The 26226-nt window shown below is 57.8% G+C and carries 23 protein-coding genes and 2 pseudogenes; 12 read left to right on the top strand and 13 right to left on the bottom strand.

Features of this window, described 5'->3' with window-relative positions; all coding sequences use genetic code 11:
* Window positions 1-201: 201 nt before the first annotated feature.
* From J3A71_RS03780 to J3A71_RS03770, 3 genes are all read right to left on the bottom strand, one after another.
* Complete coding sequence (locus J3A71_RS03780) at window positions 202-870, bottom strand: inovirus Gp2 family protein (protein ID WP_034100791.1); 669 nt, start codon at window positions 868-870, stop codon at window positions 202-204.
* Window positions 871-1359: 489 nt separating this feature from the next.
* On the bottom strand, window positions 1360-1539 hold the full coding sequence (locus J3A71_RS03775) for an AlpA family transcriptional regulator (RefSeq protein ID WP_023442851.1): 180 nt from the start codon (window positions 1537-1539) through the stop codon (window positions 1360-1362).
* A 78-nt stretch (window positions 1540-1617) separates the two neighbouring features.
* On the bottom strand, window positions 1618-2478 hold the full coding sequence (locus tag J3A71_RS03770) for a hypothetical protein (protein ID WP_146018918.1): 861 nt from the start codon (window positions 2476-2478) through the stop codon (window positions 1618-1620).
* A gap of 661 nt (window positions 2479-3139) precedes the next feature.
* On the opposite strand from J3A71_RS03770, the gene J3A71_RS03765 reads away from it, so the two are divergent.
* A complete protein-coding gene (locus J3A71_RS03765; protein WP_146018919.1) occupies window positions 3140-3820 on the top strand; it encodes a hypothetical protein in 681 nt (226 codons plus the stop codon).
* 1500 nt (window positions 3821-5320) lie between these two features.
* On the opposite strand, the pseudogene J3A71_RS03760 reads toward J3A71_RS03765, so the two are convergent.
* A pseudogene (locus J3A71_RS03760) lies at window positions 5321-5721 on the bottom strand (transposase); the annotation flags it as partial.
* 557 nt (window positions 5722-6278) lie between these two features.
* Here J3A71_RS03760 and J3A71_RS31270 point away from each other — a divergent pair.
* Together J3A71_RS31270 and J3A71_RS03755 are read left to right on the top strand one after the other, a co-directional pair.
* Window positions 6279-6520, top strand: a pseudogene (locus J3A71_RS31270) (hypothetical protein).
* Between the two features lie 87 nt (window positions 6521-6607).
* Window positions 6608-6871: a DUF3077 domain-containing protein gene (locus tag J3A71_RS03755; RefSeq protein WP_016489250.1), complete on the top strand. Its 264-nt coding sequence runs from the start codon at window positions 6608-6610 to the stop codon at window positions 6869-6871.
* A gap of 113 nt (window positions 6872-6984) precedes the next feature.
* Here the strand turns inward: J3A71_RS03755 and J3A71_RS03750 are convergent, their stop codons facing one another.
* From J3A71_RS03750 to J3A71_RS03720, 7 genes are all read right to left on the bottom strand, one after another.
* On the bottom strand, window positions 6985-7992 hold the full coding sequence (locus J3A71_RS03750; protein ID WP_096426798.1) for an Ldh family oxidoreductase: 1008 nt from the start codon (window positions 7990-7992) through the stop codon (window positions 6985-6987).
* 90 nt (window positions 7993-8082) lie between these two features.
* Complete coding sequence (locus tag J3A71_RS03745; protein ID WP_016489254.1) at window positions 8083-8916, bottom strand: transporter substrate-binding domain-containing protein; 834 nt, start codon at window positions 8914-8916, stop codon at window positions 8083-8085.
* A 58-nt stretch (window positions 8917-8974) separates the two neighbouring features.
* Entirely contained in the window at window positions 8975-9634 is a 660-nt protein-coding gene (locus J3A71_RS03740; protein WP_016489255.1) for an amino acid ABC transporter permease, read from the bottom strand.
* On the bottom strand, window positions 9631-10272 hold the full coding sequence (locus J3A71_RS03735; protein ID WP_016489256.1) for an amino acid ABC transporter permease: 642 nt from the start codon (window positions 10270-10272) through the stop codon (window positions 9631-9633). Before J3A71_RS03735 ends, J3A71_RS03740 begins: the two co-directional genes overlap by 4 nt.
* Complete coding sequence (locus tag J3A71_RS03730; RefSeq protein ID WP_016489257.1) at window positions 10272-11081, bottom strand: amino acid ABC transporter ATP-binding protein; 810 nt, start codon at window positions 11079-11081, stop codon at window positions 10272-10274. The genes J3A71_RS03735 and J3A71_RS03730 overlap by 1 nt, the downstream gene beginning before the upstream one ends.
* Window positions 11082-11094: 13 nt before the next feature.
* Window positions 11095-12402, bottom strand: coding sequence for a Xaa-Pro peptidase family protein (locus J3A71_RS03725; protein WP_096426799.1), 1308 nt, complete (start codon window positions 12400-12402; stop codon window positions 11095-11097).
* A 100-nt stretch (window positions 12403-12502) separates the two neighbouring features.
* Entirely contained in the window at window positions 12503-14539 is a 2037-nt protein-coding gene (locus tag J3A71_RS03720; RefSeq protein ID WP_096426800.1) for an NADH:flavin oxidoreductase, read from the bottom strand.
* A 122-nt stretch (window positions 14540-14661) separates the two neighbouring features.
* On the opposite strand from J3A71_RS03720, the gene J3A71_RS03715 reads away from it, so the two are divergent.
* On the top strand, window positions 14662-15309 hold the full coding sequence (locus J3A71_RS03715; protein WP_016489260.1) for a TetR/AcrR family transcriptional regulator: 648 nt from the start codon (window positions 14662-14664) through the stop codon (window positions 15307-15309).
* 96 nt (window positions 15310-15405) lie between these two features.
* Here the strand turns inward: J3A71_RS03715 and J3A71_RS03710 are convergent, their stop codons facing one another.
* Both J3A71_RS03710 and J3A71_RS03705 read right to left on the bottom strand, forming a co-directional pair.
* Entirely contained in the window at window positions 15406-17799 is a 2394-nt protein-coding gene (locus J3A71_RS03710) for a TonB-dependent siderophore receptor (protein WP_023047584.1), read from the bottom strand.
* A gap of 158 nt (window positions 17800-17957) precedes the next feature.
* Complete coding sequence (locus tag J3A71_RS03705; RefSeq protein ID WP_096426801.1) at window positions 17958-18596, bottom strand: hypothetical protein; 639 nt, start codon at window positions 18594-18596, stop codon at window positions 17958-17960.
* Between the two features lie 124 nt (window positions 18597-18720).
* On the opposite strand from J3A71_RS03705, the gene J3A71_RS03700 reads away from it, so the two are divergent.
* From J3A71_RS03700 to J3A71_RS03665, 8 genes are all read left to right on the top strand, one after another.
* Window positions 18721-19239 carry a type IV secretion protein IcmW gene (locus tag J3A71_RS03700; RefSeq protein WP_095116522.1) on the top strand — a complete coding sequence of 173 codons (519 nt, stop codon included), beginning with the start codon at window positions 18721-18723 and terminating at the stop codon, window positions 19237-19239.
* The gene (locus tag J3A71_RS03695; RefSeq protein ID WP_016489264.1) at window positions 19232-20077 is read left to right on the top strand and encodes a hypothetical protein; all 846 of its coding nucleotides are present in this window, start codon (window positions 19232-19234) and stop codon (window positions 20075-20077) included. Before J3A71_RS03700 ends, J3A71_RS03695 begins: the two co-directional genes overlap by 8 nt.
* Before the next feature lie 12 nt (window positions 20078-20089).
* Window positions 20090-20845: a hypothetical protein gene (locus J3A71_RS03690; protein ID WP_016489265.1), complete on the top strand. Its 756-nt coding sequence runs from the start codon at window positions 20090-20092 to the stop codon at window positions 20843-20845.
* Window position 20846: 1 nt separating this feature from the next.
* Window positions 20847-21983 carry a hypothetical protein gene (locus J3A71_RS03685; protein WP_096426802.1) on the top strand — a complete coding sequence of 379 codons (1137 nt, stop codon included), beginning with the start codon at window positions 20847-20849 and terminating at the stop codon, window positions 21981-21983.
* A 7-nt stretch (window positions 21984-21990) separates the two neighbouring features.
* The gene (locus J3A71_RS03680) at window positions 21991-23166 is read left to right on the top strand and encodes a hypothetical protein (protein ID WP_096426803.1); all 1176 of its coding nucleotides are present in this window, start codon (window positions 21991-21993) and stop codon (window positions 23164-23166) included.
* Window positions 23167-23179: 13 nt separating this feature from the next.
* Complete coding sequence (locus J3A71_RS03675; RefSeq protein WP_095116520.1) at window positions 23180-24313, top strand: M23 family metallopeptidase; 1134 nt, start codon at window positions 23180-23182, stop codon at window positions 24311-24313.
* A gap of 27 nt (window positions 24314-24340) precedes the next feature.
* Window positions 24341-25690: a hypothetical protein gene (locus J3A71_RS03670; protein ID WP_023047579.1), complete on the top strand. Its 1350-nt coding sequence runs from the start codon at window positions 24341-24343 to the stop codon at window positions 25688-25690.
* 88 nt (window positions 25691-25778) lie between these two features.
* Window positions 25779-26204: a hypothetical protein gene (locus J3A71_RS03665; protein WP_016489270.1), complete on the top strand. Its 426-nt coding sequence runs from the start codon at window positions 25779-25781 to the stop codon at window positions 26202-26204.
* Window positions 26205-26226 lie beyond the last annotated feature (22 nt).

Genomic DNA, 26226 nt, shown 5'->3' with positions numbered 1-26226 from the left:
CCAAGTGATTCCGCTTGCTGCTTACACTGAGTGGAAGGCGTTCACACGCGTTTGAATATGCGCGAATGCTTTGCCTGTAGGAAGTCAACGCAACAAGAATTTGAATTCGGGGCTCGAATTTGTCCTCAGTGACAAAGCCCTCCAAGCCCTCAGGAAGGCAAACTGACCTGAGGGCTGGACTGGGAACAAGCTACTTACCCTCTATCCTCGGCTGAATCCGAAGCCATGAGCGCCCTCCCCATAACGCTTCGTCGCAGCTTTACAAAGGTAGCTGGCACGATGAAACAGATCAGGTAAGTAATCCACATTCCCTGGCCGGACCTCCCTGTCTACTCGGTATTCCGCATTAGACGGGATATGTACCAAGCCTCTCACTTGCTCAACCTCGCACTTCAACGCACTGGCCCAAGCCTCCTGCATGCGGCTGATCATGTTCGGCCTCTGTGGCTGCAACCGCCCGATTGTGTAGTAGGCGTCCCTGTTGAGCAGGATCAGCAGGTGGTAATGCTGTCGCCCTGCCTCGCTCCTCTCTCTCGCCCAGACGTAACGCACCCTGCAGTCATGGGCGTACTTGTTCTGCTCACGTGCTTTCTCACGATTGTGCTCAATTTTTGCTTTGAACGACTCGATGAACCTACTAATCACACGGTTTGACAACGCATCATCCGGAATACCCCCAAAACGCGGAAGACGCAGGTCCACCCTGAACGCAATCACCCTAGGATACTGATCAAGTGCAAGGTTGATGGTGCGACTCAGGGCTTCAAGGTATCCAAGTATAAAAGGGCCTTTTTCACCCATTATCGGCAGGCCCTGAAAAGTATCTGCTGAGTACAAACGAAGATTACGGTTCTCTGAAAAACGACGCATGGTTACTACCTACTCTACTGAAGTTCATATCTTCAGTCGGCTTGGTAGTTATTTACACGTTCACCGCAACCCATTGAGCTAGACCTCAACGAGCTCATCACGCAGATACCAAAGTTCAATATCGACCACCTAAACCATACTGCCAACCGCAAGGTATAAAGTAGACATTCATGATAGATACCCGCTAGAGGGACATCTATGACCTTAACCTAATGATTCAATATCAGGCCCTGCATGAGTGACAGGCAGGAGTTATTAAACAGTAGCGCTTAGAACACTAAAGCATACTACCCGCACCGAAAGCTCCAAAAGCATAAACCCTAGAGAAAGTTTAAGCATTCCTGTTCAGAGCCAGAAAAACAACGCCACCAAAAGGTCCGGCAAAAAAACATCATGTCCGGGAGTCAACCGGACATGATGTTTTCATTGAAAGAAAATAAAGCAAACAAGAAGCAGACCAGCTGCCAAGAACAACCCCATCAATACCTACTAATTTCTCTCAACTAGCCTAGACTGAATCCAGGAATGAACCTCTGACTCCAACCAGCCAACAGAGCGCCCGCCTAACGAAATAGGCTTCGGAAATATCCCTTCAGCAACGTACTTATACACCGTAGATCGGGCCAGACCAGTAATTTCAATAACCGTTTTCATTCGAAGTATGCGCATGACCAACTCCTCAAATCCGTACACAGGATCTAGGAGGCCGGTAAAGAGTTACTGACCATTACTGGCATACAGAGCGATTTACCCCCGATACCGATAGCGCGTGGGAGTATGAACCTGAAAAAGAAGGCCAAAACGATAACGGTCAATCTCAGGCATCTCCTCCTCATTTGAAAACCTCTCACACGTAGGCTCGCCAAGATTGCTCTCATTCATGACATAGCACTCTCCTGCTCGAAAACTATTACCAGGAACAATCAACAGAGACCGGCCAACAGCAAACCGCCCAAAGTATGTGCCGGGCTCAAAACTCGGCAGGATCTGCAACCCGGCAATTTCGTACGCAAAACCCTTAGCACTTAAAACCAAACTCTGCACACGCCGAGCCATCAAAACAGCAACTACATAAACGAACTCAAAAAACAGCTCGCTTCGAAGGCCATCATCCTTGAAATCTCGCCCTGTGCCCGTTCCTTTACTGAAATCTTTCTTGATTCGCAGCTGCAATTCATCATCAGAATTAAACTGACCTAGTTCCAAGGCTTTCCAATGCTTGGACAGTAGCCCTGACGCGTACTCCTCCAATCTAACCTGAAGCGCCCTCGACGAGCTTCTATCCTTGGCTAAAGAAGAAAACAACCCCGCCAGCGCATTAAATCTATCGCTATCAGGCAGTATTCCAGAAAACTTTTTATGCCTCTCGAATTCCAGCCCTTTGCCAAGCCCCGCAGAGCCAATGATGACTGCAACCTCACTCATCTCCCCCGAATCCCCACTGGATTTCGAGACGAAAGTTAGCACGATCGCTCCCGAAGTACCTTTTTGAAAAAAACCATGATGAAAATTAATAAAGTAAACTGACTTTGAAACGCCCAATACAACAGATGTTGCAACACCCGGAATCACCCCTCTCATGACCCTCAGAGCGATCAGCTTGTGCACCTGGGCCTTTATTCGATCTCGATTCAGACCAGTAGCCTGGGACAGCCTGGATACTCCGATTCCCCGTACAACCCCAAATTGATCGGCGTATAGAAGCAGAGTGGACAGTAGCAACCGATTACAAACACTCAAGCCACCCTCACAATATTCCGCAGAAGGGTTCAGTACGTGATCAATTCTCGGTCTATTTATCACATTGAGCTTTTTGTTTTCGTCTTCTAACAACCTAGACAACTTACTTGACGCCCGATACCCACTCTTGGGGCGTCCCCGCCCGCAGACGATAGGTGTGCGTATCAAAAGATCTTCGGCCACCAATTCAGCCAGAGCGCTAGATACCACACGATCCGTAGCACCTGAGGCCTTGGCTAACTCCTTAACCCCGATTGTGATCGACTCCCACAACCCGTACATCTGCACGAACCTTACAAGGACAAACTTCGCCTCAGGGCTCACCCCAGCCAATCCAAGACCCAACAGAACGCAGTGCATCACCCACCCTCACTTCTTCAGGAAGGCAGCCATTAAATCGTAGAATAACACCCTGTTTCAAGCACATGTAGAATAGTCTATGCTACTACGTAACGTCACTCCGTAACGACGCATTAAAAATTACCCTATATAACCTTTAATTCTAATAAGCGCATTAGCGAGGGATTCCTTGGAAAAGGCACAAAACAGACTTGGATGGATAAAAAAAGACAACCAAGACATGCTGAAGTGGGCCATTCGATATTTAAACAATCACAGAGCAAGTATTCCCGAGCAAATCACCTACGACGGGCTTATAAGGGAATCTGAGAAATGGCCTGAAGGCAGTGAAATACGAGAGCTCTTAAAAAAGATGAAAGGCGCCTGGCGCCAAAAGAAACTGAGAGAAAGCCTAAATGGGAAAAAGCCCAGCAACTTTATACTTTCGAATTCAGCAAAGAAATGTCTGGAAAATTTAGCCAAATCAAGACACAGCACCATAACCGAAACACTGGAGTGGTTAATTAAAAATGGAGTTGAAATAAAAAATCAATACCGCGACCAACTCAACGAGCTAAACAAGTCCCACCGCAAACAACTCGACGATTATCAAATAGCGGCTATCACTCTCACTGAAAAACTAAGCGAATCTCTAACCGAAAACTGCAAATTAACCCTTCAAATCGAAGCATTAACCCCCACCCCGAAAAGTCTTCCAACCCCACATAAGGACCAGATCGAAAATCTTTTCAGAAAGAAAAAATCAACACTCTTGAAATCAAGTTCAATCATCAAAAGAGAAGCCATACGCATACACGAAAGGCAGATACAACCAACAATCCACCACCTTGAGCAGGAGCTGGAGAAATGAATAGCTCCTAAAAATCACCCAATCAGTACTGCAACCGAAAAATCATCGGAAGATAAACCGCGTCCTGCGCTCAGTATTCTATTTCCGTCTGATACCTAACTGGTTATGAATTTTAATTTTCGGCATAACAATGCAATTACACCAGCAACCTTAGATATTCTTTACTTACTAAACCGAGGCTTCATACGTCTGAAGATACGACTTGGAGAATCACTAAGACCAAACTTTAGCGTGTCACCCAGCACCTTCTGACCGACTTTTCTAGCCTGGCCACTGGTACCAAATCACACCCATACTTGGAAAGCACCTCTGCCACAACCAAGTTTTCAGAAGTATTCCGTCAGGTCTGTTACGGGAGATACTGCACCGTCACTTTAGGTAGTCTTGGAGTAAGATCCGCGAACTCGGCAACACTACTTAGACCCGACTTTTATTCCTTTCAAAACCCTCAAAGACTATCTTTCTATAGACGACCAAAAATACTCAAAAGCTAAAACTCGGTCAAAGCTTTCCAAACCTGCTCTTGATTGATTGGCCACTTCAGCCAAAAAAGATCCAGCACCTGGCCGGCTGGACCGGCGAAAACATCACCAGGTAGCAGCTAGTGAAAGATACAAATTCTTAATACCTCGCAAAGTAAGTACCCTCAGGGTAGCAACTGACCCTTCAACATATCCTCGCAAGCGTCAAGAAACTTTATACTAATTGCATGACCAGCTCATTACAGTCGGGCGAAAGCCAACTTGCCGCTAGGGATTTAGTTATCAACCACCAAGGAAATCCTTATGCAACCAAAATAAAAAATCAATAACGCTTTATAACTCATGATCATAGCGTCGGCCATGTAAGCCTAAGACTGCATCACCTGACACAACTAGGTGAGATATCTAGCCTGATTATAACTTGTCCGGATTTTGCTCCTCTCGGCATGCGCCAATTCACGCTCGATCACGTCCGAGCGAGATTCCATCTAGTTGAGCATGGTCCAGGCGCTGGCGCGAATGTCATGGGCTGAAAAGCCGATGCGGTCCTTACCCATGCGTTCGGGTCCTCGACTCAATGTCGTTGCTGTCATGCACTCATCCGGCTTGCGATAATAAGGAAATAGCAACCGATTCGCTCCATATAGGTGAGAAGCTCACGTAGAAACTCGACCGCCGGAAGACGCAATTCGGACAGGATCCAGATCAAATCCCACCAATCCGCCCTGCAGAGTTCTACTGTGCGAACAAAGATGAAAGCATCATATGCAGCACAATCCACGTAGTCTTGTACAAGCTGTTCGGCCTGTCTGTTGTGTGCCGGGCGGACACCCCAGAAAATCCGTGACCTAGTATTTCTCGCTCATTGCGCACATCAGCCAGTCCGATCTCTCGGGATGCCTCGATCAACTTGCTGCGCAGTGACGGCAAGTCGTAATCTGCTCGGCAAGCAGCGCTATTTGCTGAAAACAGCCTGACGCAGCGTGCGTCGAGGGCGTTTTCTGCCCGGTTCTCCGTATTAAGCGCGTGACTCGCCCATACTCATCAGGTGTTTTCGAGCCATCCGCAGGTTCGACAGAGCGAACAGGGTGGTCAACTGAGCCGTGTTTTTCATCAGCCCGCGAAAGCGTAGTTTCACGTATCCAAACTGGCGCTTGATCATCCGAAACGGGTGCTTGACCTTGGCGCGCGTTTGGGCTTTGAGATACTCGATTTTACGCTTGGCCTTGTAGATCAGACCGCGCTTGTTGAGCTTGGAATAGGTGCCGCGCCGGGCAGCGATCTGCCAGATCACCTTACGACTTTTGTGCTCCTCGCGCTTCTCGACACCGGTATATCCGGCGTCCGCGTACACCGCGTTTTCGTCGCATGCAGCAGCTCTGCGACCTGGGTGACGTCAGCTACATTCGCGGACGTACCCTAGGTAAGCGGTTGTGAAGGAACGATCTAGCAATAGCACACTGTCAGCCCCCCCAAGGACCAAGCAAATCCTATCGGCATTCCAAATGGCATTCCAACAAAAAAATCAAACCGATATTTTGTTTTATAATCAATAAGTTATAACTTCTGTTCAGATTACCCCGGCCCACCAAATCCAAAGAAGAAGACGACGTCGGGCGTCTTTTTTTGTGTCTGGATTTTGAGGGCGGTGGGCGAAAAAATCGGATTTAACCCCTTTCTTGTAGGGCGTTTCCCAAAGATACTCCCAACGCCTGTTTTCCGTTGCACACGTGAAATGCGGTCTCTAGTCTCGACGTGTCGTTGGCATTCAACGACCGGGTTTAGCCGCCCGATATCGTCAGACAACACAGCCGTGCAATTCCGAGCAATCGGCATTGATGCTTTATGGCGGCTGTGCGTGGGGCACCTTCGGGTGCGCCGGGTGCCTGACGTCCCGGTCGGCTAACCCGCGTACAGCTGCCACCTTACTGTTTAGCCGCGGTGGGTGGTCGCTTCACTACGACAGGAGCCACGCCATGCTGAAAATAGTCCCCGACCCACCTCACCATCCTCACTCCCTGGAAGACACGATCATGATGGCCTCGGACTACGCACTCTGTGCAGAAGCCGTAGCCCAGCAGGCGATGCTGATGCAGCCCAGGTCGCCCGCATCGGTTTTGATCATGGCCTCAGTGCACGAGCTCGAAACCCTGCGCCGTTTACTCGAATCAGCACGGTGCAAATACAGCAGCCAGCCAACCCCCAACCGATGCACTGATTCGCATACCGAGCGAAAGCCTTGTGGGAGCCCGGCTTGCCGGCGATAGGGCCGCCTAGGCAACCACCAGACCAGGGAGACTGATCAATGACCACCGAAGACACGAACTGCACTGTCGGTAAAACCATCTTCTTTCAAGGCGAAAACCAGACCCACCCACTGTTCCGCATCGAACCCGGCATCCCTTGCCAGAACGCTCGCGAACAGGCCTCGGAACTGATGGGCTACGCACGGGACCTGACCATCGATGGCCTGATGGAAGACAAGCCCAAACTGATCTGGGCGGCGCATTACCTCTGTGCGTTGGGTAAAGCGCTGTTGGATGATGCCGAACTCGGCATGATGCGTTGAGGCCTAACTCTCATATTACGTGGCCGCAACCACATGACCTAGGTAGCGGCCACATCATCAAAATGCGGAAAGTGTTCTTTCAAACGCTCAATGGTTGATCTCCATTTCGGTTTTTATCCCACCTGCACCTTAAACGCATCGTACGCTGCTAACGGCAAGCTAATACCCTCACGAACCGCACGAGCATAAGCTTGCTCCTTCCCCTTCCCCGGCAAGTAAACGCCCAGGCCTTCAAGCCGGCTCATCTGCTCACCCAACCGCGAAGCAAAGCACTCATCCAACAACCTGGGAGCAATCCCAATCACCAGCATCCCAGCCCCAGGCGATTCGCTCCCAGCCCGAAAATCGCCTGCATCCAACGACCAATTAGCCCCCGTCACCCCCGCCGCCAGCACCTCAACCATCAACGCAATATTAGCCCCCCGCCCACCCCCAAACGCCAGCAACGTCCCACGCAATGCCTCCCGCGCACTGCACGTCTCATTGCCTTGTGCATCAACCGCCCAGCCTGCCGGTATCGCCTCCCCCGCTTCAGCGGCCCGCAGCAGGTTCACGTAGGCCGTGGCACTGCTGGCCTGGTCAATCGCCAGTAACCGCCCCGCCTCACTGGCGGCGGCAAATGCGATGGGGTTGGTGGAAAACATCGGCCGGCGCTGGCCCGCTACGGTGAGCAGTGGCGGACCATTGGTAACCGCCAACGCGACCAGCCCCTCGCGCGCCAGGCGACGGGTGTAATAACCCAACTCGCCACAGGTAAAAGCGTTGAACTGCGCAAACAGGGCAATACCCAGTTGATGCGCATTGCTGCACAGCTGTGGGAAAGCGCGATCGAACCCCAGTTGCGCGATCCCTCGGGCCGCGTCGCAGCGGATCATGGCCGGCGCGACCTGCGTCACGATGGGCTCGGCAGCCGGGGCGATTCGGCCGGTGGCAAAGCCGCTGAGGTAGTCCGGCAAATGGCCGAAACCAAGTTCGTGTTGGCCATGGGCCTGGGCTGATACCGTGGCGTCGGCAAGCGCCGAGGCTACCGCGTGGCTGGCGCCGTGGGCCAGGCAGAGTTGGTGTGCAAAGGCGGTGGCATCGGCCAGAGACAGGCGCTTTTCGGGTTTGTGGTTTTCCATGGTGGCTTCGGTGTTCTCGGATTGTTGGTGTGCCGCAGCCTAAGAACCTGCTGGGGCGGCGTTAGCCGCTCCTGCAGGATTTGATGACCGTTACTGAATCATCCTTGGCTCACCCACTTTTGCAGCCTCGCGGTCCAGGCCAAACGTGGCGAGGATTTCTGCGATTTCGCCCGAGGCGTGCAACGCCTGGATGTTCTTGCCCAGCGCCTCGCCCAAGGCGGCGTTGGCCTTGGTGTACGGGAAGGCGCTCTGCCCGGGCTCAAGCGTGGCCTTGACCCGTTGATCGGGCTCGGACACCTTGATGCTCTTGCCGGGGTAGCCGCCCTTTTGCTGCGAAGAAACGGCCACTGCGAAGCTGTCCGCGCCAACCTGGATGCGCCTGGACGCCAAGTCCTGGGCCATGGCCACCGGGTTTGGGTAGAGCACCAGGTTATCGCCAAAGGCTTTCTTCAAATCGTCCACCCACAGGTAGCCCTGCACGGTGCCGATACGCTTGCCATCCAGTTCGGAGATCTTGGTGTAACCCTCATCCGAAATAATGCCCATCACGTCCAGGTACAACGGTGCCGACAAGCCCAATGCCTTGCTGCGCTCTGCCGTGCGGTACCAATCGCCAATGCCGACATCGGCGCGCTTTGCCACCACCGCCTGCACGACGGCGGCGGTGTCCACCACCATGGTTTTGACTTTCAGGCATTCGCGCTCGGCGATGCGCTTGATGATCTCGCCATCCACGCCGCTCAACTGGTTGTTGGGCCCCGGTATCGAGTAGGGCGGGAACACATACGCCGCCACGGTGAGTACACCTGGGGTGATGGTTTCAAACTGGTTCGCGGGGGTGCATTCGGCCAGGGCGTACGGGGCGCCGGCCAAGGTCGAGCACAAGAACATCCAACGGGTAAAACGTTTGAATGAGCGAGTCATGACGTCACCTTTGCATTAAGAGAGCAGCAGCCGAAATCGGCGCGAGTGGCATTTGTTGTTATGGCTGGCTGGGGGCCAGTCTTTTTTCCAGCGCTGCCACGCCCAGGGTCGCCGGGGCACAGACAGCGGCATACATCAAACCGGCCAGTATCAGCACTGGCATGTACTCGAACGTGGAGGAACCAATGGACGATGCCCGGCTTACAATTTCTGGCAGGGCGATGGTGAAACACAGCGACGAGGCCTGGAACATCATGATGGAGAACCCCAGCAGTGATGGCAGCGCCACCCGCAAGGCCTGAGGCAGGATCACAAAGCGCAGCGCGTCGAGCCGGTTGAGGCCGATCACTTCGGCGGCCTCGGTTTGCCCTGCGGCCACCGACTCGATGCCACCGCGGATGATTTCACTGGTGTAGGCCGCCGTGCAGTACGCCATGGCCAGCGCAGCGGCCCAGAACGAGGTCAGGGTCAGGTTGACGCTGGGCAGGCCGAAGTAGAAATACTGCAGCAGGATCAATGCCGGTGCACCACGCCCCAGTTCCACCACTACCAGGGAGGGGTAACGCAACCAGCGGTTCGGCGCCGAAACGCCCAGGGCCAGCAGCAGGCCCAGCACAACGCCCAGGCCCAGGCTTACCGCTGTCACCTGCATCGACAGCACAAAGCCCTTCCACAACTCCGGCAACCATTGCGCCCACATCGTCAGCAGTTCGCTCATCGGGCAATCCTCTGTTTCAACGTGGCCGACAGCCAACGTGAGCACAGGGCCACTGGCACGCTGAGCACCAGGTACACCACCGCCGCCGCGCTGTAGACGCTCAGGCCCTGAAAGGTTTGCTGTGAAACCTGATAAGCCTGAAAGCTGATATCACCCACGCCAATGGTCGAGGCCACGGCCGAATCCTTCAGCAGGCCAATCGCGTAGGTGGCTGAGGTGGGAATGGCGATGCGCACCAACTGCGGCAACACCACATCGAAAAACCGTTGCGGCGCCGACAGGTTAAGCGCGTAGGCGGCTTCGAACTGGCCGGCAGGAATCGCCGCGAACGCACCACGGTATACCTCGGACATGTGCGCCGCCGTAATCAGCCCCAGGCCAACCACCGCTGCGGTAAACGGCGACAGGCTGACATAGCCGCCACCGATGCCGAAGAAGATGAAAAACAGCCAGACAATCGGGGGGATCGAGCGCAGGGTCAGGACCAGCATGGCAGCCAGCACACTCAGCACCTTGACCCTGGACATGCGCAGTGCACAGATCGGAAACCCCAGCACTACGCCCACACAGAAAGCGAGCACGGTAACGGCAATGGTCCAGGGCACGCCGTTCAACAGCATCATCAGGATGTCTTGCATCAGCGATTCCTCACGGCCTGGAGAAACTGCACCACCCGTTCATGCTGGGGCTCGCGCATCACCTGCTGGCTTGGCCCGTGCTCGATGATGCGCCCGTCAGCCATGACCACCACACGGTCAGACACGGTTTCGGCGAAGTGCATCTCGTGGGTTACCACAATCATCGACATGCCTTCGCCGGCCAGCTCTTTCATCACCGCCAGCACCTCCAGGCCCAGCTCGGGGTCCAGCGCCGAGGTCGGCTCATCGAACAGCATCAGCTCAGGGTCCAATGCCAGGGCGCGGGCGATGGCGATGCGTTGCTGCTGGCCACCGGAACAGCGCGCCGGATAATGCTGGGCTTTGTCGGCCAGCCCGACGCGTTCGAGCAGTTGCAAGGAGCGGACGTCGGCGTCTTTGGGGGTGCGGCCCAGGGTGCGGATTTGCGCCAGGCTGACGTTGCGCAGCACTGTCAGGTGCGGGAACAGATTGAACGACTGGAACACCATGCCAATGCGCCGGCGCAACTTGAGCAGCTCGGTACGGGGCAACGCCTTGCCCGCTTCGATGTGCACGCCATCCATGCTGACCCGCCCCTTGGTCGGCGGCTCCAGTTGGTTGATGCAGCGCAGCAAGGTACTTTTGCCCGACCCGCTGGGGCCGATAATGGCCACCACCTCGCCCTTGTTCATTTCAAAACACACGTCGTGCAACACGGGGTAAGGGCCAAACTGTTTATGAATGCCCTCCAGGCGCAAGAACGGTTCGGCGCTGGCCACCGGCCGCGGCGCCAAGGTGGGTGCGGTTTCAATCACGGTCATGCTGCTCATGGTTTTGCTCCAGCTATCGATCGCCGTCGACTAAGGGCGTGCGCGAGAGTTTGATCGGCCCGTTGGCGCTGATCAGCACCTGTTCTTCGAGCTTCACCCCTTCCCCACCGCCTTGCTCACCGATGTAACTTTCCACCGACACCACCATGTTTTCCTGGAACAGGCCGTCGTAGCCCCACTCGGCGAAATCCACGGCGTAGGCGACGCTGGGGTACTCGTCCACCAGCCCGACGCCGTGCAGCATCATCATGTAGCGGTTGTGCTCAAAGCGCTTGGGCACCGGCCAGCAGTGTTCGGCAAACTCGCGAAAGGACAGGCCTGGGCGCAGCAGCTCGACGTTGTGATTGATCTGCTGCGAGGCGATGTCGAGCAAGTCGCGTTGGGCCATGGTTGGCGCCTTGCCGGGGCAGATGAAGCTGCGCGAGATGTCTGAAAGGTAACCGCCGGGTCCGACCATGTCGGTGTCGAAGCAGACCATTTCACCTGCCTTGATGACCTTGTCGGTGGCGTCCTGAAACCACGGATTGGTGCGCGGCCCGGAACTGAGCAAGCGGCTTTCGGCCCACTCGCCGCCGTGCGCGACGTTGGTGCCGTGCATGATGCTCCACAGCTGGTTTTCGGTAACCCCCGGCACCAGGCTTGTGCGCATGCGGGCAATGGCCAGGTCGCACACACCCATGGACACCCGGTGGCTGGCCACTTCTTCCGCCGATTTGATCAAGCGTGCCTGCTCCATCAAGGGCTGCGCATCGAACAGTTCAATGCCCTGTTGCGTCAGGCGCTGGGCACCCCAAGGATCGCAGCGGTCCACCGCCAAGCGGCGGTTGCCGCCAGCGTGGCGGGCCATCAGGTCTGCCACCTCCTGTGCCCAGCGCTCGGCTTTTTCCTGCACGCGGGGGCCGGCAAGAAAATACAGCCAGGGAATCGCCGGGCGAATTTCATCGATGGTTTCAACGTGCTCGCTGTTGTGCCGGCTGCTGGTGAACTCGAACAGCACCACCGGGCCGTCGGTGGCCACGAACACATAGCGGCTGGGCGAGTGCATCACCCACAAACCAAGGTTATTGGTGTCGGTGGCATAGCGAATATTGATCGGGTCGGCCAACAGAATGCCGGCGTAATCCTGGGCGCGCAGTTGCTCGCGAATGCGCTCCAGGCGGTAATGGCGCAAGGTTTTGCGGTCGATGGCGGCATAGGCATCGAGTAACGCCGTGTCGACCGGCGCGATGGCATGTTCAGTGACTTTGGCATCGCTGCGAAAGCGCAGGTCGCGTTCGGTTAACGCCGTGAGCAGCTCAATGGAATCAGAACCCGTTTGCATGCAACAACCTCCGCTGAGTCAGACCAACTTTCGGGGCAGTAACTTAAGGTTTCTAAATCGGGTGACGGCTGTCTTTATTGTTGTGGGCAACACACAGTAGCTACAGGTCCTTGACCAGCCGCAGGGCATCGTAGATGGCCGCATGGGTATTGCGCGACGCCACTGCATCACCAATGCGGAACAACTGGAAGCGCCCGTCGGGGTTGCTGACAACGGTTTGCGGCTTGCCGACAATCAGGTCCATGTACTCCACGGCGCCTTCGTTGATGGCCAGGGGTTTGAGTTCGAAATACAGCTCGTCCAGCGGCCGGGTGCCGTGGTTGACCACCACCTGGTCCACCAGGCGCGTTTTAGTCAGGTCGCTGTAATCGGTGCCGATCGTGGCCAGCAATTGGTCGCCTTGTTTCTCCACCGCCTTGAGCCGGTAGGTGACGGTAAAGGTGGTGTCCAGGTGCTGTAACGCGCGCATGTAGGGCACCAGGTTCATGCCCATGACTTCTGGCGCGAACGAACGGTCGGGGGTCATGATTTCAGTCTTGGCGCCACTGCGGGCTATGAACTCGGCGGCTTGCAGGCCGGCATGGTCGCCCGCATCGTCGTACACCAGCACATTGCGCCCAGGCTTCACATCGCCAGAAATGATGTCCCAGCTTGAAACCAGGTACTGATTGCCGTGTGCCAGCACTTCGGTGTGCGGCATGCCCCCGGTCGCCACGATCACCACGTCGGCATTTTCATCGAGCACAACCGCGGTGTCTGCCCAGGTGTTGAAGTGGAACGTCACGCCAAGGCGCTCGCATTGCGCCATGCGCCAATCGATGATGCTGATCATTTCTTTGCGCCGCTCGGACTGCGCGGTCAGGCGAATCTGCCCGCCGGGTTTGTCCGCCAGCTCGTACACCACCACCTCGTGGCCGCGCTCTGCTGCCACACGTGCCGCCTCCAGGCCACCAGGGCCGGCGCCCACAATCACCACTTTGCGCTTGTGCACCGCCTTGGGTATTTCATGGGGCATGGTGGTTTCACGCCCGGTCGCGGCGTTGTGGATGCAGTACGCAGCACCAGCGTTGTAGATGCGGTCCAGGCAATAGTTGGCGCCCACGCATGGGCGGATATCGTCTTCACGGCCTTCGATGATCTTGCGCACGATGTGCGGGTCGGTCATGTGCGCGCGGGTCATGCCGACCATGTCCACCAACCCCGAGGCAATGGCATGACGCGCTGTGGCCACGTCGGGGATCTTCGCTGCATGGAAGGTCGGGAAGCCGGTCAGCGCCCTGATTTCACCGGCAAAGTCCAGGTGCGGCGCATTGCGCATGCCCTGGATCGGGATGATGTCGGTCAGCCCGGCGTCGGTGGCGATATTGCCGCGGATCACATTGAGGAAGTCGATCATGCCACTTTCTTTCAACAGTTGAGAGATCTGCAAGCCCTCCTCTTTTTGCAGCCCACCGGCAAGCACTTCGTCCCCGGTGTAACGGATGCCGACAATAAAGTCCGGGCCCACGCGTTTGCGAATGGCCGTGAGCACATCGAAGGTGAAGCGCAGGCGGTTTTGCAGCGAGCCGCCGTAAGGCCCTTCCAGTTCATTGGTCAGGGGCGACCAGAACTGGTCCATCAAGTGGCCGTAGGCTTGCAGCTCGATGCCGTCCAGGCCGGCGGCCTTCATGCGTTCGGCGGCATCGGCATAGTCGCCAATGATGCGGTCGATGTCCCAATGTTCCAGCTGCTTGGGGAAGGCGCGGTGTGCGGGTTCCTGATTGTGGGAGGGCGACACCACCGGTAGCCAGTCGCCTTTGTCCCAGCGGGTACGCCGGCCCAGGTGAGTAAGCTGGATCATCACCGCCGCGCCATGTTCGTGGCACTCGTCAGTCAGGTCTTTCATCCAGCCGACCACTTCATCCTTGTAGGCCAGAATGTTGTTGAACACGGGCGGGCTGTCACGGGAGATCGCGGCGGAGCCTGCGGTCATGGTCATGGCTACACCGGCTTTGGCACGCTCGACGTGGTAGGCCCGATAGAGCTTTTTCGGCATCCCGTCTTCCGGGTAAGCCGGTTCGTGGGACGTGGTGATGATGCGGTTGCGCAGGGTCAGATGCTTGAGGCGATAAGGCTGAAGTAGCGGATCGTTTTTCATATCGGTCTCGCAAACAGGTCATCAGGCAAGCCGACAATATGCCCCTCTGTACACAGGTGTCAATACTCTTGACGATGGTGTACAGTTGCCACAAACAGCAGATTGAAAAGGGAGAAATGCCCATGAAAGGCGCCACCTCAAAGGCGGAACCCGCAGGCCGAGGCTCACTGGAAAGCTGGCTTAATGCGGCTTATGAAAGCCTGACTGAGTCAGGTGTCGATGCCGTGCGCGTGATGCCGCTGGCAAAAAAACTGAATTTGTCGCGCACCAGCTTCTACTGGTTTTTCGAAGACCGCGATGCCCTGCTCGTAGCCTTGATCGAGCAGTGGAAAAACAAGAACACCTTCAACCTGGTGACCCAGTCCCAGGCCTATGCCGAGTCCATCACCGAGGCGATTCTCAACGTCTTCGACTGCTGGCTGAACAGCGAACTGTTCGACTCGCAATTCGAGTTCGCCATGCGCAGCTGGGCGCTGCAGTCACCGGAAGTGGCGCAGGAAATCGGCCAGGCAGACGCGCAGCGCGTCGAGGCGTTACGGCAGATGTTTGACCGTTTCGGCTTTGAAAACGATGCTGCGATTACCCGCGCCCGGTCGATCTACCTTACGCAAATCGGCTACATCAGCATGAAAACCCGGGAGCCGTTGGCTCAGCGCATGCGCTACATCCCCGAGTACCTGAAGATTTTTACCGGCAGGGAGCCGGAAGCCCGTGAGCTGGAGCGCTTTTATCAGCGCAACGGTTTTAGTAGTGCCGATTTGAGCGCCTGACAAACACCGGGGCCTTTGCAAGCTTCAGGATTTGCGCACCTGTGGCCACGGGTTTGCCCGTGAACAGGGCGCAACCCGTGCCATCCGCTAGCCGTATTACCAGCTGTAACTCACCTTCGCCGTAACCTCACGCCCCGGGTTGTAGTAATTCGCCGTCCCCGAGCCCACCACATGCTGCTCGTCAAACAGGTTGCTGACATTCAGGGCAAGGTCAGTCCCCTTGGCAATCTTGTAGTTCAGCGCCGCGTCAAACAGCGTGGTGCCGTCGCTCTTCTTGGTGTTGGCAGCATCCATGTAATAGCCACCAACGTACCTGGCACCCAGACCAACGCTCACATCAGTGTTGGCAATGTCGTAGTAGCTCCACAGCGAAGCCGTATGCTTCGGCGCCACAGTGAATTCCTTGCCTTTGAGCGAACTGCCGTCATACAGCGCACCGCGCAGCACCTCGGTTTCCATGTAGGAATAGGCACCGATCAGGCTGAGGTTTTGCGTGACTTGCGCCTTGGCTTCCAGGTCCAGGCCACGGGCACGTGACTCGCCCACCGTCTGCTGCTCGATGATGCCACTCGGCAGCACCACGGCGATGGTGACGTTTTCCTGGGTCAGGTCATAAACGGCAGCAGAGAACAACGCATCCATGCCCAGTGGCGAGTACTTCACACCCACTTCGTACTGCCTGCCGGTCTGCGGCGTTACGCCCACCTGCGGCGGCGAAACCGATTCCACCATGCTCACATAAGTGGAGACTTCATCGTTGACGATGTAAGTCAGCGCGCCACGGTAGGACGTTTCAGAGAAGTTGTCGCTTTGCTTGCTCACCCCGCCGACGTACTCCGTGCTGGACAGGTCCATGGAGTCATTACGCACACCCGCTGTAGCGATCAAGCGGTCATAGAAGGACAGGTTCTGCTGCAGGAACACGGCCTTGGTGGTGGCGTCGTTCTTCTTGCGGGTATAGGGCGTGATGCCGCCCGGCACGCCGGTGAACACTGGGTTGGCGATATCGATGGAGGGCGCCAGGCTGTATACGGAGCTCTGCTTGGTGGTGGAGTCGAGGTATTCCACACCCACCAGGGTGCTGCTGTCGATGTGCTCGAACTGGGCATCGTATTGCAGCATCAGGTTACCGTTGAGCTGATCGGCATCGCTGTCAGTTCCGAATACATAGCGCGGCAGGGTGGTACCAACCCGCGAAGCGCTGTCGCTCAGATAGACATAGCCAAAGTCATCGCTCAACTCGCTGTAGCGCAGGTTGCCGCGCAGCGTGAAGCCGTTATCGAAGTCGTGGGTGATGTTGCCGCTCAGGCTGGTGCGCTCGACATCGTGGAAGTTGTAGCCAGGCTCGCCGTAGAAATCGCTGCGGTCGTATTCCTTGTCCAGTGGGTAGCCACCGCTGTTTGGCGAGCTGTTGGTCTTCAGGTAGTCGAGGATCACCGTGGCCGAAGTGAAGTCGGTAGGCGCCCAGGTCAGGCCGCCCATCACGAAGCGGTTGTCGTCCTGCGAATGGTCGTACTCACGGTCGCTGTTCTGCATCTTGGCAGTGAAGCGGCCGGCCAGCGTTTGTTCGTCGTTCAGGGCGTCGCCTACATCGATACCGGTTTCGGCATGGTCATAGGAGCCGTAGGTCACGTAGCCCTGGCCAAATTTTTCGAAGCGCGGCTGTTTGGTCACGAAGTTGACCGAGCCGCCTGGGTCTGCCGGGCCGAACAGAGTGGAGTTGGCGCCGCGCAGAATTTCGATGCGCTCGTAGGCGAACGGGTCTTCGCGCACACCGCGCATCGAGCTCAAGGTCAGGCCGTCACGGTAGGTGGTGGCCTGGAAGCCGCGGATCTGGAAGTAGTCGTTGCGGTCGTCCGAGCCGTAGAAGTCGCTGACCACACCTGGGGTGTATTGCAGCGCCTCTTCAGTAGTGCTGACGCTGCGCTGCTGCATTTCCTTGTTGGTCACTACCGACACGGAGGCTGGCGTGTTGAGGATGCTGGTCGCCACCTTGCCGCCCACCCACAGTTCCTTGGCAACCACCGAGTGGGTGTCATCGTCGGCACTGGCCTTGACCTTGGCATTGATGATGACGGGCGCCAGGCGGTAGTCCTCGGTCGCGCCCAGCTCCAGCGGGCCGGCAGGCTGGGGTTGCGGTACCACCAGGTAGGCAGCCTGGCTTTGCTGCTCGGGCTGCAGGTCGGTCCCCTGCAACAGCCGCGCTAATGCCGACGGGGTATCCAGCGCACCCTGCACCCCTTGGGTATTGCGGTTGGCCACGCTCTGCGCATCGAACGACAGGCTGATACCCGCTTCACGTGCAAAGCGGTCCAGTGCGGGCGCCAGCGGGCCGGCAGGAATGTTCCACTGCTTGAGCGGGGTGTCGTGATCAGCGCTCAAAGGCTGCGCGAGCGACGGCAGTGCGTAGCTGCTGACCATCAAACCGAACAGTGCAGCGTGCAAGGCACGGCTCAGTGGATGGCGCTGTGGAACCGGGGTAGAACTCATTCTCTCGCTCCGTGTAAGAGGGTCGGCGGGGTGGCCTGTAATCCGGCCTTCTCTACAGGCCGGACGAGAATGAGAAATCACCTCATTTATTTTTACCCAGTTGCCCCCACCCCAACGACACCCACGCGAGCGCTGCTGCAAGGGCTAGAGCGCATAGCTCATTCAACGCGGTAGGTGAAAACAGAATCCTCATCGCTTGGCGCCGATACCATCAATTCCCTGAGCTCCCGTATTTGCATAATTGCGTACACGCGCTGCCTGACCTCATCCATGGATTTGGCCCATTCGCGCAACTCCAGGAAGTGGCGGCAGATAAAGTCGTAGCGCTCATCAAGATATGCCTCGGCGGCTGCCCATCCGTCTGCACACCCAAGGTCGAAATGCCCGATGAAGTGATGCACCAAATCGTTTCGCAAGCCTACCAACTCGTTGAGCGATGCCTTGGTCTGCGCGTACTCCGCCTCCGGCAGCTCCATGCCGAAGCGAAAGCTCATCCAGCACCTTTCGTCTCGTACGCCATCGTCTTCCGGGTCGTCGGGTAAACCTGATGGTTTCAAGTAACCCTGGGTAAAAGCTTTAACCAGCGCACCAAGAGTATGCCGGTGGTGTTCAGCCGTCTTCTTTTCACGAACGGCCTCAAGCTGATCAGCAGCGCCGCTCAACTCGCTTGAGGGAACCATGCTCTTCAACAGCATCTCGTACCCCTGCAGTTTCAGCAGGCAGCGCCCGAGCTTGAGCTGCACATCGCGCTGCAACTCAGGGATAGAACGCGAAGGATGCGGTGTGGGTTCTTCCATGAACAATCTCCATGACTCTACACGCTAGACATGTCAAAAAGTTGATACGCCAGCATTTTTGATACAGAATTAGAAACAGGATGCATTTTAGCGTATTTCAGTATGCTTTAAGCGAGTGCAGGGAATGGACGAATACACAACCTCCGACGCGGGCACACCGCCGATCGATCAGCTGGACCTCACGGCACACGGCGTTCTGGGGCATTTTGCCAAGTCGTCGCGCAACGCCCAGCTGGTGGGTTTCCTGATGAGCATGGATCGGCTTGACCGCTGGGCGGTGGATTTCGATGAGGATGCCCCTGCGCAGCAGTTCGAAATCCAGTTGCTGATGCAAGAAATCCAGGCCTTCGTCGAAGCCTACGCACTCGTCCTGCACCAGGTTCCACAACCCTTCACCGAGCTGCTGGCCCACCTCACCTCTTCGCGCTGCATGTACCTGGTGCGGTATGTGGCACAGCGCAACATCGCATTCACCGGCGCGCTGGCCCCCCTGCTGGCTGGCGACTTGTCGCAGCCCGCAGAGCTCACGGCATTTCGCCGCCGGCTGGAGGCGTTCAGCAAGGCTCACCTGCTCAGCGAGATTTTCTCCGGGGAGCGGCTGCGCGAGATATCACAGATCATGGAGAGTTACGCAGATGTATGACGGACGACTGAACCCTGTCGCTGTGGCAGTGGGCAAATCTGTGGGCAAACGCGCAGTCATGGGCGGCGTGCTGGGGGCCTGGCTGTTGCTGGCCGGGCCGGCTGTTGCGGCAACCAGTAGCCTGGGCGCCACCTCCAGCAACTTGATTTCACAACAAGACTCGGTGGTGGCCGAAGCCATCAAGGCCGACGCCGAAGCCTGCGCCGAAGGCACCAAGGAAGGCACCATTGGCGCCTCCATCAGTGACGCACTGAAAATCCATACCGAGCTGGCGTCGGCAACGCCAAATGTCGAGTCGCTGTTCAGTGCCACGGCAGACTGCTTCGGCGGTTTGAGCAGCCTGTTCGACCTGTCCGGCTCGATCCCGAGCCTGGGCAGCATCCTGGCCTCGGCCCAGGCTGCCGTGCTGCAGTACGCACAGAAAAAGGTCTGCACCGCGATCCAGCAGGTTGCCTCGATGGTGACCAGCCCGATCAACCAGGCCATCGGCAAGGTCAGCAGTGGTACTTCTCTGGGCGACCTGAATGGCCTTACCAATGGCCTGGTCAGCAAAGGCATGAGCACGCTCGACCCACAACTGGGCAGCGGCTACCACAACGCCGCCGCCGGGTACGAGGCCACCTACACGGTGGATGTAAACCCGTTCAACTACGTACAGACCGACTTTGGTGGTGGCGCCAGCACCGGCAGCGGCACCACGACCGGCAGCGCGGCGGCAACCCGAGCCGTGGCACCGGCGCCCAGCCCCGCACCTGACACCTCTTCGAGCAGCACCGGCAGCTCCTCTTCCAGTAGCAGCAGCGGGTCATCCAGCTCGGCTGCCGGCCTGTTCAACTAAAGGGGGCCGGCAATGAAAAAAGTCGCGGCAGTTCTGGCCGTGGGCCTTGGGCTGGGGGCAACTGCGCTGCCGGCCCAGGCGCTGTCCTGGGCGTCGGTGCTGACCTTCATCAGCACCATGCAGACAGAAATGAGTGCCTGGTCGGTGACGGTCAAGCAGACCGCGCTGTCGGCCAACGTTGTCTCGCAAATGGACAGCGATTCGAAGAAGCAGCTTGCCAACGCGGTAGGGGCCATCGACATGTCCGACCGGGTGATGAAAGCCGCAACCTCGTTCGACTCCGCAGTCGGGCAGCCGGTGACCATCAAGTGCACCGCCCAGGAGCAGGGCAAGCTTTTCGTCGAGGCGGTATCACAGCGTGACAAGGATGCAGCGCGGCTGATGGCCACCTATGCCTCACAGCGGGTCGGCTCCAGGGCGGGTGCCGACCAGGCCACCCTGGCCATGCACCGGGATACCTATTGCACGGTGTCCGAAGCCAGGCAGGGTATGTGCGCGCTCAATGCCAACGGCATGCAGGGCTGGGACGTGGACTACGCAGGGCCGTTCAGCGAAAAGACCCTCGCCCCTGAAGGCGAGGCGGCAGCCTACGCCTATACCGCGATGATCACCGACCAACGTGCCGAAGCGCACATCGACTGCACCTCGGTGGCCTGCAATGACGCCCAGTCGCAACAGCTCGCTGCCTCGGCGATGAGCGCGATGGCTGCCAATTCTCTTGTTGGGCAGGTGACGGACCGTCGCGTGCCAATGCTCACAGGGCAGTGATATGAATTTTCGGCTCAAACTGGCCAGCATCGTCGCAGGCTCGACGATGCTCTCGAGTGTTTCGTATGGCGCGTTGTATGGCTTCGGCCCGGCAGAAGCCTGGACCAACGCCCAGATCGCAGCGCTGACAAAAAGTGTGTCCGCCAATATAACGGCCTTTGGCACGAGCTTCGGTACCCAGATGTCGTACAAGTTCGAGCAGATCATTTCGGCAGTGGCCATTGCCACCAAGCAGGAAGCGCTGTCTGCCAACGTGGTAGCAGACAACAACCGGCAGACATCCGAGCAACTGGTCAACGCCATCCGCGCCCAGCAGCAGAACACGGCCGTTGCCAAAGCCTACCTCGACTTCAACGCAGCGACCGGCCAGGGCTTTGACCCCTGCGGCACGGTGGCCAAGAACAAGTCGATGGACATCGCCTTCAGCACCATGGCGGCCAAGGCCAAAGCCTCGGTTGGTGAACTGGACGCATCGCCAGGGCGCCTGGTTGCCTCGACGGGCCAGGCCATGCAGCAACGGCTCAAGCAGCATCGCGACAAGTTCTGTACCGAAGCTGAAGCCAACGCCGGCCTGTGCACGCTTAGCACCTTGCCAGGCGGCGATACGAACGCAGCGTTGCTGTTCGAGCCCGCGGACGAAAACTCGCTGACCACCGAGGCACGCACGGCCTATATCCAGCATGTAATGGGCCCGCCAGATCAGGCGCTGAGCAAAGAGGCCGGTGCGACGCCTGCCGGTGAAACCTACATGGTGCAGAAAAATCGCAAGGACTCGCTGCTCTCGGTACCGGCCTACAGCCTGTCGATGATCAACGCAGCCAACACCCGCAGCGCGGGCTTCGGCAACAAGTCCCCCAATGAAGTGCTCAAGCTGCGTGTGAACCAGTACTTCGGTGGAAAGGAAGCGGAACAATGGTCAGGCAACCTGGCACGCCAGACCCAGCGCGGGTTGCTGGTAGAGGCGGCCAAGATGGGTGGGCTTGAGGTATGGATTCATCAGCAGCAGTACGAGCAGAACCAACGGCTGCTCGCCAACCTGGCAACGCTGGTGGTCGCCTCCTCCGACAGCCTCGATGCCACGCTGGAAGCGCGGTACCAGAAGGTATTGTCTGAAACCGCTGCACGGTCGGTGAAGTGAGGTAGCCATGAAAAAAGATTTCGACGAAACACGCGATGCGCGCAGATGGAAGGTTTCATTCGGCGTATCGTTGGCCCTGACCTCCACACTGGCCTGGGCCTATTGCCCACCGCAATACCAGGAAAACACCGTAGCCCCTGTGTTCTCGGCGGCTACCACGGCGCTCAACGCAGCCGTTTCTGCTGTCGATGCGTCCCTCTCCGCCTTGCTCGAAACCGAAAGCCAACGCCTGACATCGGCCATTGCGGTCATGACCAAGCAGAAAGCCCTTTCAGCCAACACGGTTGCCGAGGCCGGGCGCAATGCAGCGCAGCAGACAGCGACGGCACTCAACGTACTGGCCCAGACACAGCGGGTAAAACAGGCGCGCTTCGACTACGGCGGCGAGTTCGGGCAAGGCTATTCGCCCTGCAAGATCTTCTCGACCCGTACGCTGATCAGCAACCGGGATGCCGACATGGGCACCGAGGTTCGCCAGCGGGTCAAGGCCGAGATCGTGGCCGCACCGGGCACCTACGCCGAACCTATCAGCGCCCAGACGGCACTGATAGAAGCACGCAAGCCGTTCTGCACCCAGGACCAGGCAGACTCTGGCCTGTGCAAATCGGTGGGGACGATGCCGGGCGCCGACCTCACCGTCGCCACCTTGTTCGAACCCGCCATGGAAAACGAAACCCTGTACAAGGCAAAGGTCGGGTTCGTGAACAACGTTGCCGGCCTGCCAGACGGCCCGGTCCCGTCGTCGGCGGGCAAATCGTCTGCTGCCGAGGATTACTCCCTTTCCAAAGCCCGCAAGGACGCACTGGTTTCACCTGCGCTGTCCAGCCTCAAGGCGATCCAGCTCGACTACTCAGGCGTTGAAGGCAAGGAAACAGGTACCGACCTGCCGTTGGCAGTGCATTTCCGTAACGAAGTGAAGCGCTATTCGGGCAACACGGCGGAGTACGACAGCTGGGCGCGGGTCATGGCGGCACAGAACGAGCGTGGTGCATTGGTCGAGTTGCTGAAGATCAAGGCGCTGGACCTGGCCATCCAGGAAAAGCAGTACCGGCAGTACGAAAACATGGAAGCTCAGTTGGCGTCGCTGGTATCGATGAACGTCAGCACAGCTGGCGGCCAGACCCTGACCAGCAAAGCGGCAACGGATGCTGCCAGGCAGAACATGCAGCAGAGCGTGAAGTGACGGAGCGCAAGGGATGAAAAAAACGATCTTGCGCGGCGTTGTGACATTGGGCGTGCTGGCCTGCGCCCACAGTGCCGTTGCAGACACCTGCATGGTATCGCCAACCGACAAGGAAGTTGTTTCTGGTCGTTTCGGCAAATTCCGTGGTGGTGGCTCGGGCAACTTTGGCTCGGCCAACCAGAAAGCGCACATGCACGACGGCCTGGACTTTTCCACCAGTGGCGCGTCGCAACCGGTCTATGCCACCACCGAGGGCGAAATCACCTTCGCCGGGGCGCTAGGTTCTGCGGGTAACGCCGTGCTGATCAAGCGGGCCAACGGCGACATCGTCGCCTACTACCACCTCAGCGGCTTTGCCAACGGCGTAAAGCGCAAGGCCCAGGTCAAACCCGGGCAACAGCTGGGCCTTTCGGGCAATACCCCCAGTAGCTCGATGACCAAGCATTTGCACTTCACCTACGGCACCTCCACCAAAGACGCCGCCAGGGCCAAGGCATTCACCGAAAACGCACAGCGCGGGCCATTCAACCCCGCGCAGCTGCCACCGGTGTTCAAGCGTCAGGACGGCATTGGCTGGAAGACTGACCCGGCACCCTATTTCTGCCAAACTTACCCCATTCAGGATGGCCACCCGGAGCATCAGCGCATCCTGGGCAAGGATACCAAGGCACAGCACGAGATCCTGTTCGGCAATGTACCTTCAGGCGGCGTTGCGCCAGACTCCACAGCCGAGCCCGTGCAAGTGGCAGCGGCCAATGCCGATGCGGCGCTGGCAGAGGCTGACGGCAAGACGCCACCGATGTACTTGTCCGACGCCGATGGCTATGGTGCCTTGCCGACGCCACCCATCGGTGGTTACGACACCATGTCGGTTTCGGAAATGATGATGACCGAAGCCTCCCGACGGTTCAGCGATGCCGAGTGGAACAACAGCATCACCCATGTTTCCAGCCGCGCGCTATGGGTTGACTACAACCGGGCGATAGGTGTCAGCAACTACTTGTCGGAAGCGATTTATCGCAAAAAGGAAAAAGTTGAAGCATTGCTTGCCGTTTACGCGTCGCAGAAATTGGCAGGTCAAAGGGCACAGACCGAATGGGCGCACCAGCGTGCTCAGAAAGGAGCTGTGTCCAGATCCATTGAATAATGCGGCGCCCACGAAAGGTAAACACAGATGGAACCCAAAGAACTCGACAAGCCTGATCAAGCCGTCGCTGATTCTGCGGCCGGGCAACCCGCCCAGCCAGGGCGGAGTTATGCAGGCATCTTGGTCCATCATGGCGCAGCGCCCTACAAACATGACCCTACCAACCAGAGCAGTTACTACGTCACCCTGGAAACACCCGACGGCAGCCGGACGCTGTGGGGGGCAGGGCTTGAACAGGCCATGCACGACACAACGGCGCAGCGCGGCGAACCTGTATTGATGGACTACCAGGGCGACGCCTGGGTAGCGCGCTCGATCGATGCAACTGCACTGCCGGCCTACAACGTCGAAGCCGGTGGGATGAGCGCTGGCCAACCCCCACACGCCAGCCAGGCACAAGGCAGCCCAGACTTCGACGCAAGCGTGTTTGACGCCATCATGAAGGTTGCCGGCGAATTGAAGCCCGAAGGCGCTTCGCTCGACCCGGAAGAAGTGCGACGCATCAACGCCACCCTCCACGAGTCGGATACCGCCAATGCTGCAGACGCACCCAACCGGCAGGCGCGAGAGCGCAACGCTGCCGAAACGCTGCTGCAAGGCAGTGCCGAGCTCGTGGGTGGCGTGGCTTCGCTGACGGGTGCAGCCATGCAAGGCCTGGGCAAGGGTGCCAGCGCGCTGGCCAGTACCTTGCGTGCAGGCACGAGCAAGCAGCCTGAAGAGGCCGCTGCGGCGCAGCCGGCAACGCAGGAACAACCTGCCGCTGCGGGTGAGTCTGCGTTTGCTGAAGAGCTGGCTGGCCGGGTGCAGGTATTGCCCCGCCTGTCCGAATACCGGGTGGATCAGGTCGAGAAAGCCGCCAGCAATTACGAGAAGGCTCATCAGGCTTTCTGGAACGCGGGCGAACTGCCCCAGGTTCGTGAACAGATCGAAGCACGCGCTGTACAAACCGGCCTTACCGTGCCCGAAGTGGTCGAGAAGATGAAACCCGACGGTGAATTCACCGACTTGCACGAGGCATTCGTCGAAGCCGTAGGGCAGTCACCTGACGCACAGGCCAGCAAGAAGGCCATGGACAAGGCACTCACCGGCTGGGCCAGGCAGTACGGCCGCGCCCAGGAAGAGCTGCTGAACCCCGAGACCGAAGGCAGCCCGCATTACGACAAGCTCAAGAACCGGCTGGAAAACTCCAGCGAGAGCATGCACCACAATGCAGGCAACACCCCCGCATTCGCAGGCGAATCGCAATCGCACCTGGAGCGTTTGCAAGACGCCATGCAGCGCATTTTCGAGCGCCTGAAGGAAATGGTGCAGGGCATCGTCAGCCTGGTCCGCGGCAAGCCTTCAGGCTCATCGCAAGACAACGGTTTCACTCCCTGAGGCCAGACACGCGTACACGCTCACCCCCCAGCCAATGCCGAACGGGAGCCATGAGGGCGCAGGCATTCATCCAAGCAAGGAGAACGGAATGAAAGAGTACAGCAACTGGAAAGAAGTCACCGCCACGCCAGAGGCCCATCTGGACTTCTTGCGGGTGGTTGACGCCAGCCTGGAAGAGGGCCTGGGTGGCAAAAACCTGTACGAGAAGCTGGCGAAGGAAATCACGGTGAATGGCAAGGCTTTCAGCCAGGCCTTCCACTTGAACAACCTGGAAAACAACTCGGGCAACTGGGACACCGACGAAACCCCGGACCCGGTGAAACTGGAAATCGTCCAGTTGACCTCGAAGATCAAGCAGGCCGACCCTGGCTACGACCTGGCCCACTTCACGATCGGCTATGAATACATGATCAGCGAGATGAAAGAGCGCGGCGTGGAAGTGGACGCAGGCCTGGACCACAGCGAACCTGCGCCCAGAAACCGCAGTGGTTCGGATTATGAACCCGGCATGTGACGGCTGGAGGGGCTCGGTGAAA

Origin of the sequence: Pseudomonas sp. PvP089 (assembly GCF_017875165.1) — a bacterium.
Taxonomy (GTDB): domain Bacteria; phylum Pseudomonadota; class Gammaproteobacteria; order Pseudomonadales; family Pseudomonadaceae; genus Aquipseudomonas; species Aquipseudomonas fortuita.
The sequence above is the reverse complement of the archived record's forward strand: the minus strand, read 5'-3'. Positions and strand labels throughout refer to the sequence as shown.

Coding starts and splice junctions, on each gene's coding strand:
- J3A71_RS03755 (WP_016489250.1), top strand. CDS start 6,608: ATGACCACCGAAGACACGAACTGCACTGTCGGTAAAACCATCTTCTTT.
- J3A71_RS03690 (WP_016489265.1), top strand. CDS start 20,090: ATGAAAAAAGTCGCGGCAGTTCTGGCCGTGGGCCTTGGGCTGGGGGCA.
- J3A71_RS03745 (WP_016489254.1), bottom strand. CDS start 8,916: ATGACTCGCTCATTCAAACGTTTTACCCGTTGGATGTTCTTGTGCTCG.
- J3A71_RS03725 (WP_096426799.1), bottom strand. CDS start 12,402: ATGCAAACGGGTTCTGATTCCATTGAGCTGCTCACGGCGTTAACCGAA.
- J3A71_RS03730 (WP_016489257.1), bottom strand. CDS start 11,081: ATGAGCAGCATGACCGTGATTGAAACCGCACCCACCTTGGCGCCGCGG.
- J3A71_RS03775 (WP_023442851.1), bottom strand. CDS start 1,539: ATGCGCATACTTCGAATGAAAACGGTTATTGAAATTACTGGTCTGGCC.
- J3A71_RS03740 (WP_016489255.1), bottom strand. CDS start 9,634: ATGAGCGAACTGCTGACGATGTGGGCGCAATGGTTGCCGGAGTTGTGG.
- J3A71_RS03665 (WP_016489270.1), top strand. CDS start 25,779: ATGAAAGAGTACAGCAACTGGAAAGAAGTCACCGCCACGCCAGAGGCC.
- J3A71_RS03710 (WP_023047584.1), bottom strand. CDS start 17,799: ATGAGTTCTACCCCGGTTCCACAGCGCCATCCACTGAGCCGTGCCTTG.
- J3A71_RS03685 (WP_096426802.1), top strand. CDS start 20,847: ATGAATTTTCGGCTCAAACTGGCCAGCATCGTCGCAGGCTCGACGATG.
- J3A71_RS03700 (WP_095116522.1), top strand. CDS start 18,721: ATGGACGAATACACAACCTCCGACGCGGGCACACCGCCGATCGATCAG.
- J3A71_RS03750 (WP_096426798.1), bottom strand. CDS start 7,992: ATGGAAAACCACAAACCCGAAAAGCGCCTGTCTCTGGCCGATGCCACC.
- J3A71_RS03680 (WP_096426803.1), top strand. CDS start 21,991: ATGAAAAAAGATTTCGACGAAACACGCGATGCGCGCAGATGGAAGGTT.
- J3A71_RS03780 (WP_034100791.1), bottom strand. CDS start 870: ATGCGTCGTTTTTCAGAGAACCGTAATCTTCGTTTGTACTCAGCAGAT.
- J3A71_RS03720 (WP_096426800.1), bottom strand. CDS start 14,539: ATGAAAAACGATCCGCTACTTCAGCCTTATCGCCTCAAGCATCTGACC.
- J3A71_RS03670 (WP_023047579.1), top strand. CDS start 24,341: ATGGAACCCAAAGAACTCGACAAGCCTGATCAAGCCGTCGCTGATTCT.
- J3A71_RS03695 (WP_016489264.1), top strand. CDS start 19,232: ATGTATGACGGACGACTGAACCCTGTCGCTGTGGCAGTGGGCAAATCT.
- J3A71_RS03735 (WP_016489256.1), bottom strand. CDS start 10,272: ATGCAAGACATCCTGATGATGCTGTTGAACGGCGTGCCCTGGACCATT.
- J3A71_RS03705 (WP_096426801.1), bottom strand. CDS start 18,596: ATGGAAGAACCCACACCGCATCCTTCGCGTTCTATCCCTGAGTTGCAG.
- J3A71_RS03715 (WP_016489260.1), top strand. CDS start 14,662: ATGAAAGGCGCCACCTCAAAGGCGGAACCCGCAGGCCGAGGCTCACTG.
- J3A71_RS03675 (WP_095116520.1), top strand. CDS start 23,180: ATGAAAAAAACGATCTTGCGCGGCGTTGTGACATTGGGCGTGCTGGCC.